Source organism: Buchnera aphidicola (Melanaphis sacchari), from assembly GCF_003096055.1.
In the GTDB taxonomy this organism is placed as follows: Bacteria; Pseudomonadota; Gammaproteobacteria; order Enterobacterales; family Enterobacteriaceae; genus Buchnera; species Buchnera aphidicola_P.
The window spans coordinates 183,864-200,058 of sequence record NZ_CP029161.1; the positions used below are offsets into that span (position 1 = coordinate 183,864).

18 protein-coding genes and 5 tRNA genes are annotated in these 16,195 nt (G+C 25.0%); 9 read left to right on the plus strand and 14 right to left on the minus strand.

What is annotated here, in order from left to right; genetic code table 11:
- Nucleotides 1–98: 98 nt before the first annotated feature.
- The 5 genes from DD681_RS00970 (at nt 99) to DD681_RS00990 (ending at nt 1,807) form a co-directional block, all read left to right on the plus strand.
- Nucleotides 99–172, plus strand: a tRNA-Met gene (locus DD681_RS00970).
- A 10-nt stretch (nt 173–182) separates the two neighbouring features.
- Nucleotides 183–264 (plus strand) — tRNA-Leu (locus tag DD681_RS00975).
- A gap of 35 nt (nt 265–299) precedes the next feature.
- Nucleotides 300–374, plus strand: a tRNA-Gln gene (locus DD681_RS00980).
- Nucleotides 375–506: 132 nt separating this feature from the next.
- Complete coding sequence (gene rpiA, locus DD681_RS00985; protein ID WP_158341157.1) at nt 507–1,166, plus strand: ribose-5-phosphate isomerase RpiA; 660 nt, start codon at nt 507–509, stop codon at nt 1,164–1,166.
- A gap of 41 nt (nt 1,167–1,207) precedes the next feature.
- Complete coding sequence (locus tag DD681_RS00990) at nt 1,208–1,807, plus strand: 5-formyltetrahydrofolate cyclo-ligase (protein ID WP_158341158.1); 600 nt, start codon at nt 1,208–1,210, stop codon at nt 1,805–1,807.
- Here DD681_RS00990 and DD681_RS00995 read toward each other — a convergent pair.
- Both DD681_RS00995 and DD681_RS01000 read right to left on the minus strand, forming a co-directional pair.
- On the minus strand, nt 1,804–2,547 hold the full coding sequence (locus tag DD681_RS00995; RefSeq protein ID WP_158341159.1) for a 16S rRNA (uracil(1498)-N(3))-methyltransferase: 744 nt from the start codon (nt 2,545–2,547) through the stop codon (nt 1,804–1,806). The genes DD681_RS00990 and DD681_RS00995 overlap by 4 nt on opposite strands.
- 2 nt (nt 2,548–2,549) lie before the next feature.
- Nucleotides 2,550–3,287, minus strand: coding sequence for an endonuclease (locus tag DD681_RS01000; RefSeq protein WP_158341160.1), 738 nt, complete (start codon nt 3,285–3,287; stop codon nt 2,550–2,552).
- A 185-nt stretch (nt 3,288–3,472) separates the two neighbouring features.
- On the opposite strand from DD681_RS01000, the gene metK reads away from it, so the two are divergent.
- Nucleotides 3,473–4,615, plus strand: a complete 1,143-nt coding sequence (gene metK, locus DD681_RS01005) for a methionine adenosyltransferase (RefSeq protein ID WP_158341161.1) — start codon at nt 3,473–3,475, stop codon at nt 4,613–4,615.
- 97 nt (nt 4,616–4,712) lie between these two features.
- Here metK and gshA read toward each other — a convergent pair whose 3' ends face one another.
- The 7 genes from gshA to DD681_RS01035 form a co-directional block, all read right to left on the minus strand.
- Nucleotides 4,713–6,266, minus strand: a complete 1,554-nt coding sequence (gshA, locus tag DD681_RS01010) for a glutamate--cysteine ligase (protein ID WP_158341162.1) — start codon at nt 6,264–6,266, stop codon at nt 4,713–4,715.
- Nucleotides 6,223–6,348: a hypothetical protein gene (locus tag DD681_RS03120; RefSeq protein ID WP_261788361.1), complete on the minus strand. Its 126-nt coding sequence runs from the start codon at nt 6,346–6,348 to the stop codon at nt 6,223–6,225. Before DD681_RS03120 ends, gshA begins: the two co-directional genes overlap by 44 nt.
- Nucleotides 6,344–6,417, minus strand: a tRNA-Arg gene (locus DD681_RS01015). Before DD681_RS01015 ends, DD681_RS03120 begins: the two co-directional genes overlap by 5 nt.
- 12 nt (nt 6,418–6,429) lie before the next feature.
- A tRNA-Ser gene (locus DD681_RS01020) sits at nt 6,430–6,519 on the minus strand.
- Nucleotides 6,520–6,663: 144 nt separating this feature from the next.
- Nucleotides 6,664–6,846: a carbon storage regulator CsrA gene (gene csrA / locus DD681_RS01025; RefSeq protein WP_158341163.1), complete on the minus strand. Its 183-nt coding sequence runs from the start codon at nt 6,844–6,846 to the stop codon at nt 6,664–6,666.
- 201 nt (nt 6,847–7,047) lie between these two features.
- Nucleotides 7,048–9,687, minus strand: a complete 2,640-nt coding sequence (gene alaS / locus DD681_RS01030) for an alanine--tRNA ligase (RefSeq protein ID WP_158341164.1) — start codon at nt 9,685–9,687, stop codon at nt 7,048–7,050.
- Between the two features lie 159 nt (nt 9,688–9,846).
- Nucleotides 9,847–10,581 (minus strand): outer membrane protein assembly factor BamD, encoded by a 735-nt coding sequence (locus DD681_RS01035; RefSeq protein WP_158341165.1) that lies wholly within the window; start codon nt 10,579–10,581, stop codon nt 9,847–9,849.
- 141 nt (nt 10,582–10,722) lie between these two features.
- Here DD681_RS01035 and rluD point away from each other — a divergent pair, with 141 nt between their 5' ends.
- Nucleotides 10,723–11,667, plus strand: a complete 945-nt coding sequence (gene rluD, locus DD681_RS01040) for a 23S rRNA pseudouridine(1911/1915/1917) synthase RluD (protein ID WP_187151985.1) — start codon at nt 10,723–10,725, stop codon at nt 11,665–11,667.
- A 78-nt stretch (nt 11,668–11,745) separates the two neighbouring features.
- Nucleotides 11,746–12,048 (plus strand): DNA-binding transcriptional regulator Fis, encoded by a 303-nt coding sequence (fis, locus tag DD681_RS01045; protein WP_158341167.1) that lies wholly within the window; start codon nt 11,746–11,748, stop codon nt 12,046–12,048.
- 66 nt (nt 12,049–12,114) lie between these two features.
- Here fis and aroQ read toward each other — a convergent pair whose 3' ends face one another.
- Nucleotides 12,115–12,570, minus strand: coding sequence for a type II 3-dehydroquinate dehydratase (gene aroQ / locus DD681_RS01050; RefSeq protein ID WP_158341168.1), 456 nt, complete (start codon nt 12,568–12,570; stop codon nt 12,115–12,117).
- Nucleotides 12,571–12,709: 139 nt separating this feature from the next.
- On the opposite strand from aroQ, the gene tldD reads away from it, so the two are divergent.
- The gene (gene tldD, locus DD681_RS01055; RefSeq protein WP_158341169.1) at nt 12,710–14,167 is read left to right on the plus strand and encodes a metalloprotease TldD; all 1,458 of its coding nucleotides are present in this window, start codon (nt 12,710–12,712) and stop codon (nt 14,165–14,167) included.
- A gap of 76 nt (nt 14,168–14,243) precedes the next feature.
- Here tldD and rplS read toward each other — a convergent pair whose 3' ends face one another.
- Genes rplS through rpsP form a run of 4 tightly spaced genes read right to left on the minus strand, consistent with a single transcriptional unit; the run spans nt 14,244 to nt 16,164 of the window.
- The gene (gene rplS, locus DD681_RS01060; RefSeq protein ID WP_158341170.1) at nt 14,244–14,588 is read right to left on the minus strand and encodes a 50S ribosomal protein L19; all 345 of its coding nucleotides are present in this window, start codon (nt 14,586–14,588) and stop codon (nt 14,244–14,246) included.
- A 37-nt stretch (nt 14,589–14,625) separates the two neighbouring features.
- Nucleotides 14,626–15,387: a tRNA (guanosine(37)-N1)-methyltransferase TrmD gene (gene trmD / locus DD681_RS01065; RefSeq protein WP_158341171.1), complete on the minus strand. Its 762-nt coding sequence runs from the start codon at nt 15,385–15,387 to the stop codon at nt 14,626–14,628.
- Entirely contained in the window at nt 15,384–15,884 is a 501-nt protein-coding gene (gene rimM / locus DD681_RS01070; protein ID WP_158341172.1) for a ribosome maturation factor RimM, read from the minus strand. Before rimM ends, trmD begins: the two co-directional genes overlap by 4 nt.
- Nucleotides 15,885–15,918: 34 nt before the next feature.
- A complete protein-coding gene (gene rpsP / locus DD681_RS01075; protein WP_158341173.1) occupies nt 15,919–16,164 on the minus strand; it encodes a 30S ribosomal protein S16 in 246 nt (81 codons plus the stop codon).
- Nucleotides 16,165–16,195: the final 31 nt, after the last annotated feature.

Below are 16,195 nucleotides of genomic sequence, written 5' to 3' on the forward strand. Positions count from 1 at the left end.
TTTGATTATTTTTAATAATTATTGATTATTTTGTTTTTATATTATAAAATAAAAAAATATTTAATTTATATATTTTTAAAAAATAATAATTTATTTTAGGCTACGTAGCTCAGATGGTTAGAGCACAGCACTCATAACGCTGGGGTCATGGGTTCAATTCCCATCGTAGCCACTATTTTTAAGCGGGAGTGGCGAAATTGGTAGACGCACCAGATTTAGGTTCTGGCGCCGTAAGGTGTGCGAGTTCAAATCTCGCCTCCCGTATTTTGAAAAATTCTTCCTTAATTTAAGTAATTTTATGGGGTATAGCCAAGTGGTTAAGGCACCGGTTTTTGATACCGGCATCCCTGGTTCGAATCCAGGTACCCCAGCCATTCTAACATGATCCAGTTCTAATTAATTTCTATTAAAAAATTAAAATTATTTTAATAAATATATTATTATTTTTTAGATTGAAATTAAAATCTATTATTTTTCTATTTTAGAGTAGAATGAGATTTTATATCATGAATCTAAACGAATACAAAAAAAAAGCAGCATGGGCTGCATTAAACTATATTCATCCTGGAACTGTAATTGGAATTGGTACAGGAAGTACAGTATTTTATTTTATTGAAGCATTAAGTACTATAAAAAATATAATATCTGGCGCTGTTTCTAGTTCAAATGCTTCTACTGTACTATTAATTAAAAATGGAATAAAAGTACTAAATTTAAAAAAATTTGATCAATTAGAAGTGTATGTTGATAGCGCCGATGAAATTAATAATAATATGCAAATGATTAAAGGTGGTGGAGCAGCTCTTACTAAAGAAAAAATTATTGCAGCTATGTCAAAAAAATTTATTTGCATTATTGATAAATCAAAAAAAGTAGAATTTTTAGGTTCTTTTCCATTGCCAATTGAAATTATTCCGATAGCTTTTTCTTATATATCTAAAGAGATAATTAAGATAGGTGGTACACCTAAGTTAAGAAAAAACGTTGTGACAGATAATGGTAATATAATTATAGATATATATAACTTAAATATAAAAAATCCTATATCTATGGAGAAAAAAATTAATTCTCTACCTGGTGTAGTTACTGTAGGATTATTTGCTGAAAGAGGCGCAGACATTGTTTTAGTAGGAGATAAAAAAGGGGTAAAGATTTTAAAAAAATAAGTTTTTTTCAATATGAATTAATTTTAGGTTAAAATAAATATATGAAAAAAATACTACAAAGCCGTAAAAAAATTAGATCTGATATACGTATTCTTAGAAGATCATTAAGTTTTTTTGAAAAAATCAATGCAGCAAACAAAATTGTTCAGACATCGTGGGATTTTAAAATTTTTCACATAGCTAAAAATATTGGTTGCTTTTTATCATTTGATAGTGAAATTGATACATATCCATTAATTAAAAAATTGTGGTTAAATAAAAAAAATGTATTCGTTCCTGTTATACGTTCCTTTTCTAAAAAAAAAATATTTTTTGTCCCATTTACTTCACAATCTATTTTACATCCTAACAAATATAATATATTAGAGCCTTATTTTGATGATAAAGATATTATTTCAGAATTATATTTAGACATAGTAATCGTCCCCTTAGTAGGATTTGATCTAAAAGGATTTCGATTAGGAATGGGAGGAGGTTTTTATGACAATTTTTTAAGAAATTGGAAATTAAAAAAAATTATCCCAATAGGTTATGCATATGATTTTCAATTAATTAAATCTTATATGATTGAAGAAAGTTGGGATATTTCATTGCCAATTGTTTTAACACCTAAAAAAATATATTTTTTTAGTAAATTTTAAGATAAATCTCCGAATTTTATTTGTAATGCTGTAATTGAAGCAATTACTGCAGTTTCCGCTCTCAAAATTCTAGGTCCTAATTGCAGTACAATAAATTCGTATTGAATAATTTTTTTTATTTCTGAAGATGAGAATCCGCGTTCAGAGCCAATTAATAAAAAAATATTTTTTATATTTTTTTTTAAATTATTAATAGTCAATGTAGATTGTGGATGAAAAACAATTTTTGTAGATTTTTTATCTATTTTTTTACACCAAGAAAAAATATTTTCTAGATCATTAATTTTTGGAATAATATTTCTACGGCACTGCTGACAAGCAGCAATAGCTATATTTTTCCAACGTTTATCTTTTTTTAAACTATATCTTGTTTTTTTATTAAAATTATCATTTTCGAAGCATAGCGGAGTAATAGAATTTACACCTAATTCAACAGATTTTTGAATAGAAAAATTCATTTTTTCAGATTTTGAAATTATTTGTCCTAAATGTATTATTAATGATGATTCAATGTTTTTTACTTCTTTTTTTAAAATTTTTAGCTCAATAATTTTTTTTTCAATTTTAGTTATTTTAGATAAAAATATACTATTAGTATTATTAAATATTTCTAATTTTTCTTCAATGTTCATGCGAAGTACTTTTTTAATATAATGTAAATGATTACAATGAGATAACAAAACTTTTTGATGTACTTTTAAAGACTGAGAAATATAAATTCTTGGAATATTTTTTTTCATTATTAATTTTTTAAATTTTTATAAGGCAATCTTAGATTAAGACATTTTTTATAAACATAATTATTATGATTGCCCTGTTTATGAAATATTAAATTTTCTCTAATACATTCCCATTTAGTTACAGGAAATTTTATGTCCCATTTTTTAAATAACAATTTTTCATTCATGGATAATTTTATATTATATCTTTTAAGCATATAAAAATAAGTTCTAGCTATAGCTCCCTTTGATCGTTCAGGTGGTTCTGCTAATTTTTTTTTAAAATCTATTTTCATTGTGCACTTTCCATATTCTTGGAAATTATTGTTTAATTCGCTATATATAAAATTTGATCGATCACTATTAATTTCTCCAATAACAGGCTGTAAATTGTGAAGATCAAACTCTATTTTTTGATATAATTTATTTTTTAAACATTTTTTCCGACCTCCTTTCTTCCAACATTGTTTTTCATGTCCAAATTGCCATGAAGGAACTACGTGTTCCCATTCAATTCTTGTTGCTCTATTTTTATTTTTGCGTATTTTGTATCCACATGATGATAAATCAGGTATTCCCTTTTTTCCATGCCAAATAATTTTACAACCACAATAAAAAGAACCAGGTGCATTTTTGTGTATTTTAATAGCTACAAGTTTATATTTTTGAAAACTTTTTATGTTTTCTTTTTTAAAATTATTTTTTTTAATTGAGAATAAAAAAAATATAATACTTATAACAAAAAAAATTTTCTTTATCATATTTTCTACTTATTAGTATGTTTTAAAAAAGATATTCTTTATTATTTAAACAAACTCTAATAAAGTATCATTTTTAATGATATTTTAAAAATAAAAATTTTGATATTTTTTATATTAAATTATTTTTTTAATTTATAAAAATTAAATTTATCTTTTGTTAAGTATTTTAAAAAAAGGAAAATAAAATGACTGAATATTTTTTTACATCAGAATCAGTTTCAGAAGGGCATCCTGATAAAATTGCAGATCAAATTTCTGACGCATTATTAGATGAAATTATCAAACAAGATATTAAGGCGCGAGTAGCTTGCGAAACTTATGTAAAGACAGGAATGGTTTTAGTTGGAGGTGAAATTACGACTACTGCGTGGGTTGATGTTGAAGAAATTACTAGAAATACTATTAATAATATTGGTTATATTAATTCCGAGACAGGATTTGATGCAAATTCTTGTGCAGTTCTTAGTACTATCGGGAAACAATCTTTAGACATTAATAGAGGAATAGATCGCTCCAATCCCTTAGAACAAGGAGCGGGTGATCAAGGAATTATTTTTGGTTATGCAACTAATGAAACAGATGTTTTTATGCCTGCGCCAATTACGTATGCTCATTTACTAGTAAAAAAACAATCTGAAATAAGAAAAAATAATACTTTATCTTGGCTCCAACCAGATGCTAAAAGTCAGGTAACATTTAAATATAAGGATGGTGTCATTTTAGGTATAGATACAATTGTTTTTTCTACTCAACATAAAGAAAGTATTTCTCAAAAGATTTTAAAGGAAGCCGTAATGGAAGAAATTATAAAACCTGTTTTACCGAAGAAATGGTTAACAAAAAATACTAAATTTTTTATTAATCCCACTGGTAGATTTGTTGTAGGTGGTCCTATGGGTGATTGCGGTCTTACTGGTCGTAAAATTATTGTAGATACTTATGGAGGTATGTCAAGACATGGTGGAGGTGCTTTTTCTGGAAAGGACCCATCTAAAGTAGATAGATCTGCAGCGTATGCAGCTAGATATGTTGCTAAAAATATTGTTGCTGCTGGTTTGGCTGATCGCTGTGAAATTCAATTATCTTATGCCATTGGAATAGCTAAACCCATTTCTATTATGATAGAAACATTTCAAACTGGCAAAATTAGTACTTCTTCTTTAATTAATTTAGTGCGTGATACTTTTGATCTGCGTCCTTATGGATTAATTAAAATGCTTAATTTGCTTCAGCCTATCTATCTTAATACTGCAGTGTATGGGCATTTTGGGAGAGAAGAATTTCCATGGGAAAAATTAGATAAGGTAGATGCGTTATCTCAGTGGTAGTGATTTAATTGCCATACTTTTAAATTAAAAAAATTTTGTCTATAATTTTTTATTATTCACAATAAATATATTATTTTTTTAAAATATCCCATGTTGATTAGCATGGGGAAATAAATTTACATTTGAAATAATCTTCAAATTTAATTTTTTCATTTTTTTCTATTTGAGATTTTTTTTCAATTGAACATATAGTTTCTTTTTCTAACATATTTTTATGATGATTAAATGGAAAATAATTGATTAATTTATTATGATATTTGTTTGCTAAGTTTAATCCTGTTTTTTCGATGCCCTTTTCAATAAAAAATTTTAAAAACTGTCCAGAATATGTTAATTCTGGATTATAAAATAATGGCATTATTTTTTTGCACACTTGCTGATATTGAGTATTTTGAGATTGCTTATCTAAAATAATAGCAATTTTTTTTAGATCTCGAAAAATTTTTGTTGCTATTTCTATTATTGTTTTTTTTTCGTATTTTTCATTAACGTAAATTTTTTGATTAGGTTTTCTGCCTTCAAAAATGATTTTTTTCCAATTTTTCATAACTAATGAAAATTTTTTTTTATTCATTTTGGGTGCTTTAACAAGCGCACACCAAATTAAAAATAAATCTAATAAAAGTATTTGATTTTTATTGATACCAATAGGTGAAAATGGATTAATATCTAAAGAACGTATTTCGACGTATTCTATACCTTTTTTTTGAAGTTTATCTAATAAGTGTTCTCCATTTTTAATGTTTCTTTTGGGTCTTATTTGGGTATATAGCTCACTTTCCATCTGTAATATATTAGTATTAATTTGTTGTAGTACTCCATTTTTGTCTCTTAATCCTATATTTAAAAATTTATCTGATGGTGTATGAATTGCTTCATGTAAAGTTTTTACATAAGATTCTAAATCGTTGAACATAATATTAAGGTCTATAATTGAAGTACTAGTATAACCTATATCGCTTAGTCTTAATGAAGTAGACCAAGGTAAATATAGTATGTTTTCTTTATTTTTTTTAAAGCAAGGTACCTTATTTTTTAAAAAATGTTTTGATATTGCAGGTGATGATCCAAATAAAAAAGGAATAATCCATCCAAATCGATAATAATTTCTAATTAAGTTTAAATATCCAGATGATACATAATCTTTATTATTATAAATTTTTTGGCTTTTCCAAAATATTTTAGGTAATGAAAAATTATAATGCACACCTGAAATAGTATTTACTAAATCTCCATATCGACTTTTTAAACCTTGTCTATAAAGTGTTTTTATTTTTGCAATATTTGATGTACCATATTCGGCTATTTTAATATTCGTAGATCGATTATAAAGATATGGTATGCTGAATGGCCATATTCGTTCTGAATTTATTTTATAAGCTACAAAAGAATGAAGATCTGTTAAAAATTTTAATAAGTAGTTTACGCTATTGCTAGTAGGTGTGATAAATTCTAATAAGTTTTCTGAAAAATCGGTAGTAATCCATTGATGAGTTAAGGGCGCGCCAAGTGATTTCGGATGCGAAATGTCAGAAAAGCTTCCATTTTTTTTGATTCTTAAAGCTTCTCGTTCAATGCCTCTATTGATATTCTTTAAAACTATTGGATTATTTTCTAACCAAGCAATTTTTTTTGAGATATCCTCTATCAATTTTTTCTCCTAGTTTATTGTTGATTTTTTGTTTTTTAATGCTTGGTGAAATGATTAATAACGTAGATAATATTATTTGCATCCGGAAGGATTCGAACCTTCGACCTCTCGGTTCGTAGCCGAGTACTCTATCCAACTGAGCTACGGATGCAATAAAAAATTACGGTGAGAGAGGGATTCGAACCCTCGATGCAGATTTTTTCTACACACTCCCTTAGCAGGGGAGCGCCTTCATCCTCTCGGCCATCTCACCTGAGATAATAAATTTTTATTATATAATTTTACTTTTTTTTAAATATAAGTCAATTTTTTTTTAAATAATTATAAATTTTGAAAAAATAGAAATATATATTTTATTGAAGTGCATCTTGCCAAATCTTAGCAAGATGCGGTATTTTTATTTTTTTTTAATTTTTTTTTCAGCCTGAATTCGTTGATATATTTCTTCACGATGCACTGAAACTTCTTTAGGCGCATTTACACCAACACGAACTTGATTACCTTTTACCCCTAGTACCGTAACAGTAATTTCATCTCCAATTATTAATGTTTCGCCAACTCGACGAGTGAGAATAAGCATTCTTTGTTCCTTGAAAATAAAAGAATTCGGCCGATTTGATTTCTGGTTTAATAAATATGATAGAGGGCTAAATGTAAATTATAAAATATTTTAATGATGTGTAATTAGATAAACATTTTTTATTATAAGTCATTTAGTTTAAATATTTTATAATTATTTTATTTAAATAAAATTTATTTTAATTATTTAAGCGCTTATTGTTTAAAATATATTATTTTTTAATTTTTCAGTGATCCATTGTTTAATATTTTTTACAATAATGGGTAATTTAGCATTATTCATTCCTCCTCCTTCAGCAATTTCTTTTTTTCCTCCTCCTTTCCCTTGGGTTTCTTTAATAAAAATGTTAACAATATCTATTGCGGTTATAGAATGAGTTAAATTTTTTGTAACTCCACAATTAATAGTATAACTATTATTAATTTTATTTATGAGTATAATAATTGCATTTTTTAGTTCTTTTTTCAATTGATCTACTATTATTCTTACTGATTTTTGATCATATTTATGTAATATATGAGTTAACAATTTTATGTTTTTTATATTATCCACTTTTTTTAGTAATTTTTTAATTTGGTTGGTATTTTCTTTATTTTGTAGTTGATCTGCTTTTTTTTCTAAATTTTTAACTTTTAGTATTAAATTTTTTATTTTTTCTTGTATGTCAGAATTATTAGATTTTAAAATTAAAGATATATCTTTTATCAAAGTATCTTGATAATGTAAATAATTTATTGCGTACTGTCCAGTTAATGCTTCAATTCTTTTAATTCCTGATGATACATTAGATTGCCCTATAATTTTAAAAATACCAATTTTCCCTGTCCTATTGGTATGTGTTCCTCCGCAAAGTTCTATGGAAAAATCTTTTATAAATACAACGCGAACTATATTATTGTACTTATGATCAAATAATGCTATTGCTTTGTTCCGTTTAGCTTCTTCTATGTTTAAATTTTTAGTTTTAATTAAATGATTATTACGAATTTCTTCATTTATAACATTTTCAATTTTATGTATTTGTGAGAAATTTATATTTTTTGTATAGGAAAAGTCAAATCTTAAATGTGTATTGCTTACTAAAGATCCTTTTTGTAAAGCGTTATTTCCTAATATTTTTTGCAGCGCAGCATGTAATAAATGTGTAGCTGAATGATTTAATTGAATTGAATTTCTATGAATTTTATCAATTTTACAATATATTGTACTTTTTTCTTTTATCGTTCCTGATATTACTTTTCCAATATGTCCAATCATATTTCCAAAATTTTGTGTATTTTCTACTAAAAAACACGTTTTTTTAAAATATAATTTTCCTATGTCTCCTATTTGACCGCCGGATTCCGGATAAAAACATGTTTTATCAAGAAAAATAATACCTAATTGATTTTCTGAAATTGACGAAACTGCTTTATTTTCAACAAAAATATACTTTATTAATGATTTTATTCTATTTTTTTTATAACCACAAAAAACAGATCTGTCATTAATTATAATATCTTGATTGTAGTTTTTATAAAATTTTTTTCTAATATTTGATTGTTTTTTTTGTTCATTTTTGTATTTATTATAATCATCGAGGTCTATTTTTATACCCCTTTCACGGCATATATCTTTTGTTAAATCAATAGGAAATCCAAATGTATCATAAAGATAAAATGCAGTTTTTCCAGATATAATATTATTAGAAATTTTTTTAACTTCTTGATTTAGTATTTTTAACCCTTTATTCAATGTTTGAGAAAATTGAAGTTCTTCTTTTTTTAATATTTTTTGTATTATTTTTTCTTTTTCTTTTAGAATTCCAGAAGGAATATTTATTAATTTAATTAATTTAGGTATGATTTTATAAAAAAAATTTTGATTGATTCCAATTTTATAAGCGTGTCTAAGTGTTCTTCTAATTATTCTTCTTAAAATATATCCACGATGTTCATTTGATGGAGTAATATCTTCTGAAATAAGAAAGAAAATTGCTCTGATATGATCAGCCACTATTTTTAAAGAGATATTATTTAAATTTTCTATATTACTAAAATAAGATATTTTTTTAATTAATTCTTGAAATATATCAATTTTATAATTTGAATTTACATTTTGTAAAACAGAGGCTATTCTTTCTAAACCCATTCCTGTATCTATAGATTTTTTTGCTAAGGGTATAATTTCTGTATTAGAAATTCTATTAAATTCTATAAAAACAATATTCCAAATTTCGAGTAGGCAGTTGTTATTATTAAATAGTTCTTGAGTTGTTTGAGTATAATCGATTTTAAATTGATAAAATATTTCTGTAGAAGGTCCGCAAGGACCAGTATTGCCCATTTGCCAAAAATTATCAGAATTATATTTAATATTGTTTTTGTCACCAATTTTAATAATTTTTTCGATGGGTACTTTAATAATATTTTTCCATATTTTATAAGTTTCTATATCATTTTCATATACTGATATCCATAGTTTATTTTTGTCTAAATTAAACCATTTTTTTGATGTTAATAACTCCCATGCATACATTATTGCTTCTTTTTTAAAATAATCATCAAAGCTAAAGTTGCCAAGCATTTCAAAAAATGTATGATGTCTTTCTGTATATCCTACATTTTCTAAATCATTATGCTTCCCTCCAGTTCTCAAGCAATTTTGAACAGTCGCTATTCTTGAATAATTTTTTTGTTTCTTGCCTAAAAAAAAATCTTTAAATTGATTCATTCCTGCATTAGTAAATAGCAAAGTTGAATCATTTTTTGGAATTAATGAATCACCTGGTAAAATAGAATGTCCTTTTTCTTTGAAAAAATCTAAAAATTTTTGACGTATTTCATGTGTTGTATTTTTCATTTTTTTGATTTTTTTAAAATATATATTAATTAAATTAATATTTTTTGAAGTAAAATTTATTTGTTTTAAAATTACGATTTATTATAAATATGTTTTTATATCTAAAGTAACTTAAAAATTTAATAGTAACAGATAAAGAAAGAGAAACTCTGAAAAAATTTAATTACTATTTAATGAAATAATTCTGGATATTTTTTCGGAAGTATTAAATATTTTTAATGCAAAAAAAGATTTTTTTATATATTCAAGTGTATTAATTACTTCTGGAATTTCCGGATATTTTTGGAGTATTTTTTCTCCACGATTAATTACTGCTATATATTGATTATGTAAAAAATAATATTTCATTATTTTAAAATCATATGTCATTAGTCTTTTTTTTAAATAAAATAATTCTTTTTTTGCATTTCTAACATAAATACTTCTAGGATAATGATTTATCAAATTTTTTAATTGAAAAAACGCTATTTTAGCGTGAATAGGATTTATTTTATAATGTTTAATAGAAAAATTATTAAAATATATATTTTTATCTAAAGATATATTGATTAAACTTTGTATATATAAGACATAATCTATATTGGGATGTTTAGGATATAATTTAATAAATTGTATTATTTGTTTTTGTGCTTGGATAAAGTTTGAAACTTTATAATAAGAGTAAATTAAATAAATTTTAATTTTTGCAGAATTTAAATAATTAGTATTTTTTTTATTCAATAGTTCTAAATGATTTATTACATTAAAGAAATTTTTATTTTTTAATTGTTTTCTGCATTCTTGATCAAAAAATTTATTTTGTACGATTATATCTTGTACTATGTTTTTTGAATAAACTTTAAAAGTTAAAAATAATATTGTACATATGATCATAATATTTCTTTTTTTTTTCATTGGAATCGTCTTTTAATAAAAAATATTTTTGAATAATATTTATCTTTAATTATACATAGAATATCATGTCCGTTTGGAATTAAAGATGTAAATTTATAGATATATTTAAAAAAATTTTTTAATGATAAAAGGATTATTGTATTGAAGAAAGAATTATACGCATTTGTACCTTATATTATATTATCACAAAAAAGGTTAGATAAAATATTATCAAATCTTTTTACTATATATTCTCGTTCTTGTTTAAAAAAGTGGATTTTAATGAATCGTGTATATGTTGATGAAAAAATTTGCAATCAGCCCGATAAAAAACTACTTGGAGGTGAAAAAATTACCATTTATCCCATTATTGAAGAAACGATTTCTAATTTGCCTGAAAAAATTTATTTAAATATCATTTATGAAGACAATCATCTAATGATTATTAATAAACCTGATGGTTTAGTTGTTCACCCAGGAGCTGGTAATAAGAAGGGAACTTTATTAAATGGTTTACTATATCATAATAGTAATGCTAAAAATCTTCCTCGTTCTGGAGTTGTTCATCGTTTAGATAAAAATACAAGTGGTTTAATGGTTGTTGCAAAAACAATTTTTTCATATAATAAACTAGTTCGGTTATTTAAAAAAAAAAGAATTATTAGAAGGTATCAAGCTATTGTTAAAGGACATCTGCTTTCTGGTGGCACTATTAATTATCCTATAATGCGTCATTCGTCTAAAAGAACGTGCATGATGACTCATTTATTAGGAAAAAAAGCAATAACACATTATAATATTATTAATCGTTTAAAATATCATACGCATATTTCTTTACAATTACAAACAGGTCGTACGCATCAAATTCGTGTGCATATGTTACATATTGGATATCCGTTAGTAGGTGATCCTTTATATGGTGGAATTAATTACAAATTTAATCAAATTGTAAAAAATAAAAAATTTTTTATAGATGATACATTTAAACGTCAAGCATTGCATGCTAATTATATTGAGTTCCTTCATCCTGTGACTAAAAAATTAATGCATTGGGAAATTTCTTTACCTGAAGATATAAAAAATCTTCTATTACGTTTAAATCAGTAAATATATTAATTTTTTAAAAAATTTAAAGTTTTCTCTAAAATTATTTATATTATAAAAAACTAAAGAGTTGATAATTCTATGTTAGAAGAATTAATAAATAAAAAGTATTCAATAATAGATAATGGAAAAAATTACAAAGATAAAATTATTAAAAGACCTTTGTGTGTAGCTATCAAAAAATTTTTAGAGAATTATTTATTGCATATAAATAAAAACGAATATCAAAATAATTTATATCAATTATTGTTATCTGAATTAGAGCGCCCATTATTAGACACAGTCATGCAATATACGCGAGGAAATCAAACACGAGCGGCTTTAATAATGGGTATCAACCGAAGTACTTTGCGAAAGAAGTTAAAAAAGTATGGTATGAGTTAAAATTTAAGAAAATATTTTATTTTTAAATTAAATAAAATTTTCTATATCTTTTTCTTTATAAAAAATTTAATCAACTTTTAAACATCTTTTATATATTGTTTCTAATGCCCAATAATAACCATCTAAACCTAAACCAGTGATAACACCTTTGGAAATATCTGATAACCATGAATGAGAACGAAAGTTTTCTCGGCCGTAAATATTAGAAATATGAACTTCAATAAACGGAATATCTATAGCGATTAGTGCATCACGTATGGCTATACTGGTATGTGTAAAAGCGCCTGGATTAATGATAATATAATTAATTTTATCGTTTTTACAGGCGTGTATTTTTTCAATTAAAATATGTTCGGCATTAGATTGAATATGATTTAATGATATATTTAACTGTTTTGATCGTTTTTTTAAACCACTTATTAAATTAAAAAGATTTTCATTGCCATAAATTTTTGTCTCTCGAGTTCCTAGGAGGTTTAAATTAGGTCCATTAATTAATAAAATTTTTATGTTTTTTTTCACTATTTTCTCAATTTTTGTAAATTTAATTTAAATAATTTTTTAAAAGATATTATATTATATAATATGTTTTTTAAAAAATATTTTTTATTTTTATATTTTATCATTTTCATTAAAACTATTTCATAATAAGTGAGATCAAATGACATTAGAACTAGTTAGTGAACATTTATTAACTTCAAATAATATAAAGCATCAGGACATTTTATCTTCTCTAGAAGATCTTCGTATACGTAATTCAGACTACGGTGATTTATACTTTCAATCCCGTCTCTGCGAATCTTGGGTATTAGAAAAAAGTATTATTAAGGAAGGTAATTATCATTTAGATCAAGGCTTAGGAGTACGAGTAGTTTCTGGAGAAACAACAGGCTTTTCATATGCTGATCAAATTTCTATTCATGCAATAAGACAAAGCTCTGATATGGCTAAAAGTCTTTTTAATCAAAAAAATAGAAAAAAAATTCAAATTAAATCTTTATCAGAGAAAAAAAATAATTTGTTTTATTCTTCTATAAATCCATTAGAAACGTTAACTTCTAAGGAAAAAGTTGATCTACTCTATCAAGTAGACCATATAGCAAGAAATATCGATCATCGTGTTATTGAGGTAAATGCAACACTAAGCGGAACTTATGAACAAATTTTAATTGCTTCAACAGAAGAAAATTTAGCAGCAGACATTAGACCATTAGTAGAATTTTCAATTAGCATTTTAGTTGAAAGTAAAGGAAGAATAGAGCAGGGTCGCAGTGGTGGCGGAAGTCGTACTGATTATAAATTTTTTATCAATAAAGACGATGTTTCGAAAGAAATAAGAATTGATTTTTGGACAAGAGAAGCAGTTAGGATAGCACTTTTAAATTTATCTTCAAAAGAAGCTCCTTCAGGAAGTTTTCCAGTGGTTTTAGGTTCTGGATGGCCTGGTGTATTGCTTCATGAAGCAGTTGGTCACGGCTTAGAAAGTGATTTTAATAGAAAAGGAACCTCCGTATTTACAAATATGATTGAAAAAAAAGTTACCTCAGAATTATGCACTATAATTGATGATGGAACGGTACCAAATCAGCGAGGTTCTTTAAATATTGATGATGAAGGTACTTCTGGTCAATACAATGTACTTATTGAAAATGGAATTTTAAAAAAATATATGCAAGATAAAATTAATGCACGTTTAATGGGTGTAACGCCAACAGGCAATGGACGTCGTGAATCTTATTCTCATTTACCTATGCCTCGTATGACCAATACGTATATGTTACCTGGTGAATCAAAATTAAAAGACATTCTTCAAAGTATCGATTATGGTATATATGCCGTAAATTTTTCTGGTGGTCAAGTAGATATTACTTCTGGGCAATTTGTATTTTCTACTTCGGAAGCTTATTTAATAGAGAACGGAAATATTTCTATACCACTTAAAAATACAACTCTTATAGGATCTGGAATGGAGGTTATGCAAAAAATATCTATGGTTGGTAATGATTTAAAAATGGATTATGGAACAGGAATGTGTGGTAAAGAAGGTCAAAATATTCCAGTAGGAATAGGGCAACCGTCTTTAAAAATAGATATTTTAACTATTGGTGGAACGATTTAATATTTTACTGTAAAAAATAATAAGAGTGCAGTCAAGAATAAAGTCATGACTGCATATTTATTTTTTTAATAAAAAATTACATTCTTTCTTTAATACGTGCAGATTTTCCAGTTCTGTTTCTTAAGTAGTATAGCTTTGCTTTTCTTACCAATCCTTTTCTTTTGATTAAAATATTATTAATGCTGTAAGAATGGGTTTGAAAAACACGTTCTATTCCTTCTCCATTAGAAACTTTTCTTATAGTAAAAGATGAATTTAGGGAGCGATTTTTAATGGCGATTACTATTCCCTCAAAAGATTGTAAACGTTTTTTTGTACCTTCCACTACCCATACTCTCACTTCAACTGTATCTCCTGGTCGAAAATAGGGTATATCTTTTTTTAATTGTTTTTTTTCTATTTCTTGAATAATATTTTTCATTTTTTCGCCTCGAAATAAAAAATATTTAAATTATTAATTATTTTTTATTGTTTTTTTTAATTTCATTTAATAAAATTTTTTCTTCTTTGCTTAAATTTTTATTTTTTAGCAAATCTGGTCTTTTTTTCCATGTGTTTTTTAATGATTTTTTTAAACGCCATAAACGAATTTCATTATGATTTCCTGAAATTAAAACGTCTGGAACTTTCATATTTTTTATTGTTCTAGGCCTAGTATAATGCGGATAATCAAGTAAATTATGATAAAAAGAATCTTCGTTCACTGATGTTTTTTTTATAAATCCAGGAATAAATCTTGAAATTGAATCTATAATTACCATAGCGGCTAATTCTCCACCAGTTAATACATAATCTCCTATTGACCATTCTTCATCTACTTGATCTTGAATAATTCTTTGATCAATTCCTTCGTATCGACCGCATATAAAAATAATTTTTTTATTTTGAATTAATTCATGTATTGTTTTATGATTTAATTTCTTTCCCTGAGGAGATAAATAAATTACTTTTGCTTGTTTTAGTAGAGATTTTATATATTGAATAGTTAAATATAGTGGTTGAAAGCACATCACCATTCCTGGTCCTCCTCCATAAGGACGATCATCTATAGTTCTGTGTTTATTATTCGTAAAATTTCTTGGATTAAAGCACTTGATTTCAATAATTTTTTTTTGAATAGCTTTTTTTATTACTCCGTAATTATTCAGTGCTTTAAAAATTTCAGGAAAAATAGTAATAATGTAAAATTTTGTCAAAATATTATACTTTTTTAAATTTATTGTTCATTTTCATTCCAGTTAACTATTATAGTTTTTGTTTTAATATTAACATTTTGAATAATTTTTTGGTCAATGAATGGAATTATAATTTTTTTATATTTTTTTTTTGAAAGATATTCAATAACGATAATATCGTTGTATTGTGTTCTTATTAAATTAATAACTTTTCCTAAGTATTTTTTTTGAGTATTAAATACGTTGCAAGAAATTATATCATTCCAATAGTATTCATCATGTGGTAATTTAGGTAATATATTCCTATTTATAAAAATGTTTAAATTAGTTAATTTTTTTGCTTCTGATGCATCAGAAATATTTTTTACACAAAAAATAAAATTATTTTTATAATTTTTCCATGCTTTTGGTTGAATTTTTTCCATTTTTTTTTCTTTTAGAATAAACCATGGTTTATAATCAAATATTTTTTCTTGATTTTCAGTAAAGGAAAAAATTTTCATCCAACCTAATATTCCATACGTTTTTCCAATTTTTCCCATTAAAATAAAATCTATTAATTTTTTGTTAATTTTTTTATCTCTTTTTATTTAAAACTTTAATAAGTTTTTTTGATCTTTCTGAAATTTGTGCTCCCTTGCTTTTCCAATACATAATTCTTTCTAAATTCAAATTAATTTTGAAAGCGTTTGGAGCAAGAGGATTAAAATAACCTAACTTTTCAATAAATCGACCGTCTCTAGAGCATCGACTGTCTGCTACTACCATTTTGTAAAATGGACGTTTTTTATTACCATATCGTGCTAATCTGATTTTAACCATATATTCCTCGGAAATGATTAATAAAAATTAA

Bases quoted from the DNA above. Each gene is read 5' to 3' on its own strand.
- tldD (WP_158341169.1), top strand. From the start codon at position 12,710: ATGACATTAGAACTAGTTAGTGAACATTTATTAACTTCAAATAATATA.
- DD681_RS01000 (WP_158341160.1), bottom strand. From the start codon at position 3,287: ATGATAAAGAAAATTTTTTTTGTTATAAGTATTATATTTTTTTTATTC.
- metK (WP_158341161.1), top strand. From the start codon at position 3,473: ATGACTGAATATTTTTTTACATCAGAATCAGTTTCAGAAGGGCATCCT.
- DD681_RS00990 (WP_158341158.1), top strand. From the start codon at position 1,208: ATGAAAAAAATACTACAAAGCCGTAAAAAAATTAGATCTGATATACGT.
- rimM (WP_158341172.1), bottom strand. From the start codon at position 15,884: ATGGGAAAAATTGGAAAAACGTATGGAATATTAGGTTGGATGAAAATT.
- DD681_RS01035 (WP_158341165.1), bottom strand. From the start codon at position 10,581: ATGAAAAAAAAAAGAAATATTATGATCATATGTACAATATTATTTTTA.
- fis (WP_158341167.1), top strand. From the start codon at position 11,746: ATGTTAGAAGAATTAATAAATAAAAAGTATTCAATAATAGATAATGGA.
- rpiA (WP_158341157.1), top strand. From the start codon at position 507: ATGAATCTAAACGAATACAAAAAAAAAGCAGCATGGGCTGCATTAAAC.
- DD681_RS03120 (WP_261788361.1), bottom strand. From the start codon at position 6,348: ATGCAAATAATATTATCTACGTTATTAATCATTTCACCAAGCATTAAA.
- csrA (WP_158341163.1), bottom strand. From the start codon at position 6,846: ATGCTTATTCTCACTCGTCGAGTTGGCGAAACATTAATAATTGGAGAT.
- rpsP (WP_158341173.1), bottom strand. From the start codon at position 16,164: ATGGTTAAAATCAGATTAGCACGATATGGTAATAAAAAACGTCCATTT.
- alaS (WP_158341164.1), bottom strand. From the start codon at position 9,687: ATGAAAAATACAACACATGAAATACGTCAAAAATTTTTAGATTTTTTC.
- DD681_RS00995 (WP_158341159.1), bottom strand. From the start codon at position 2,547: ATGAAAAAAAATATTCCAAGAATTTATATTTCTCAGTCTTTAAAAGTA.
- rplS (WP_158341170.1), bottom strand. From the start codon at position 14,588: ATGAAAAATATTATTCAAGAAATAGAAAAAAAACAATTAAAAAAAGAT.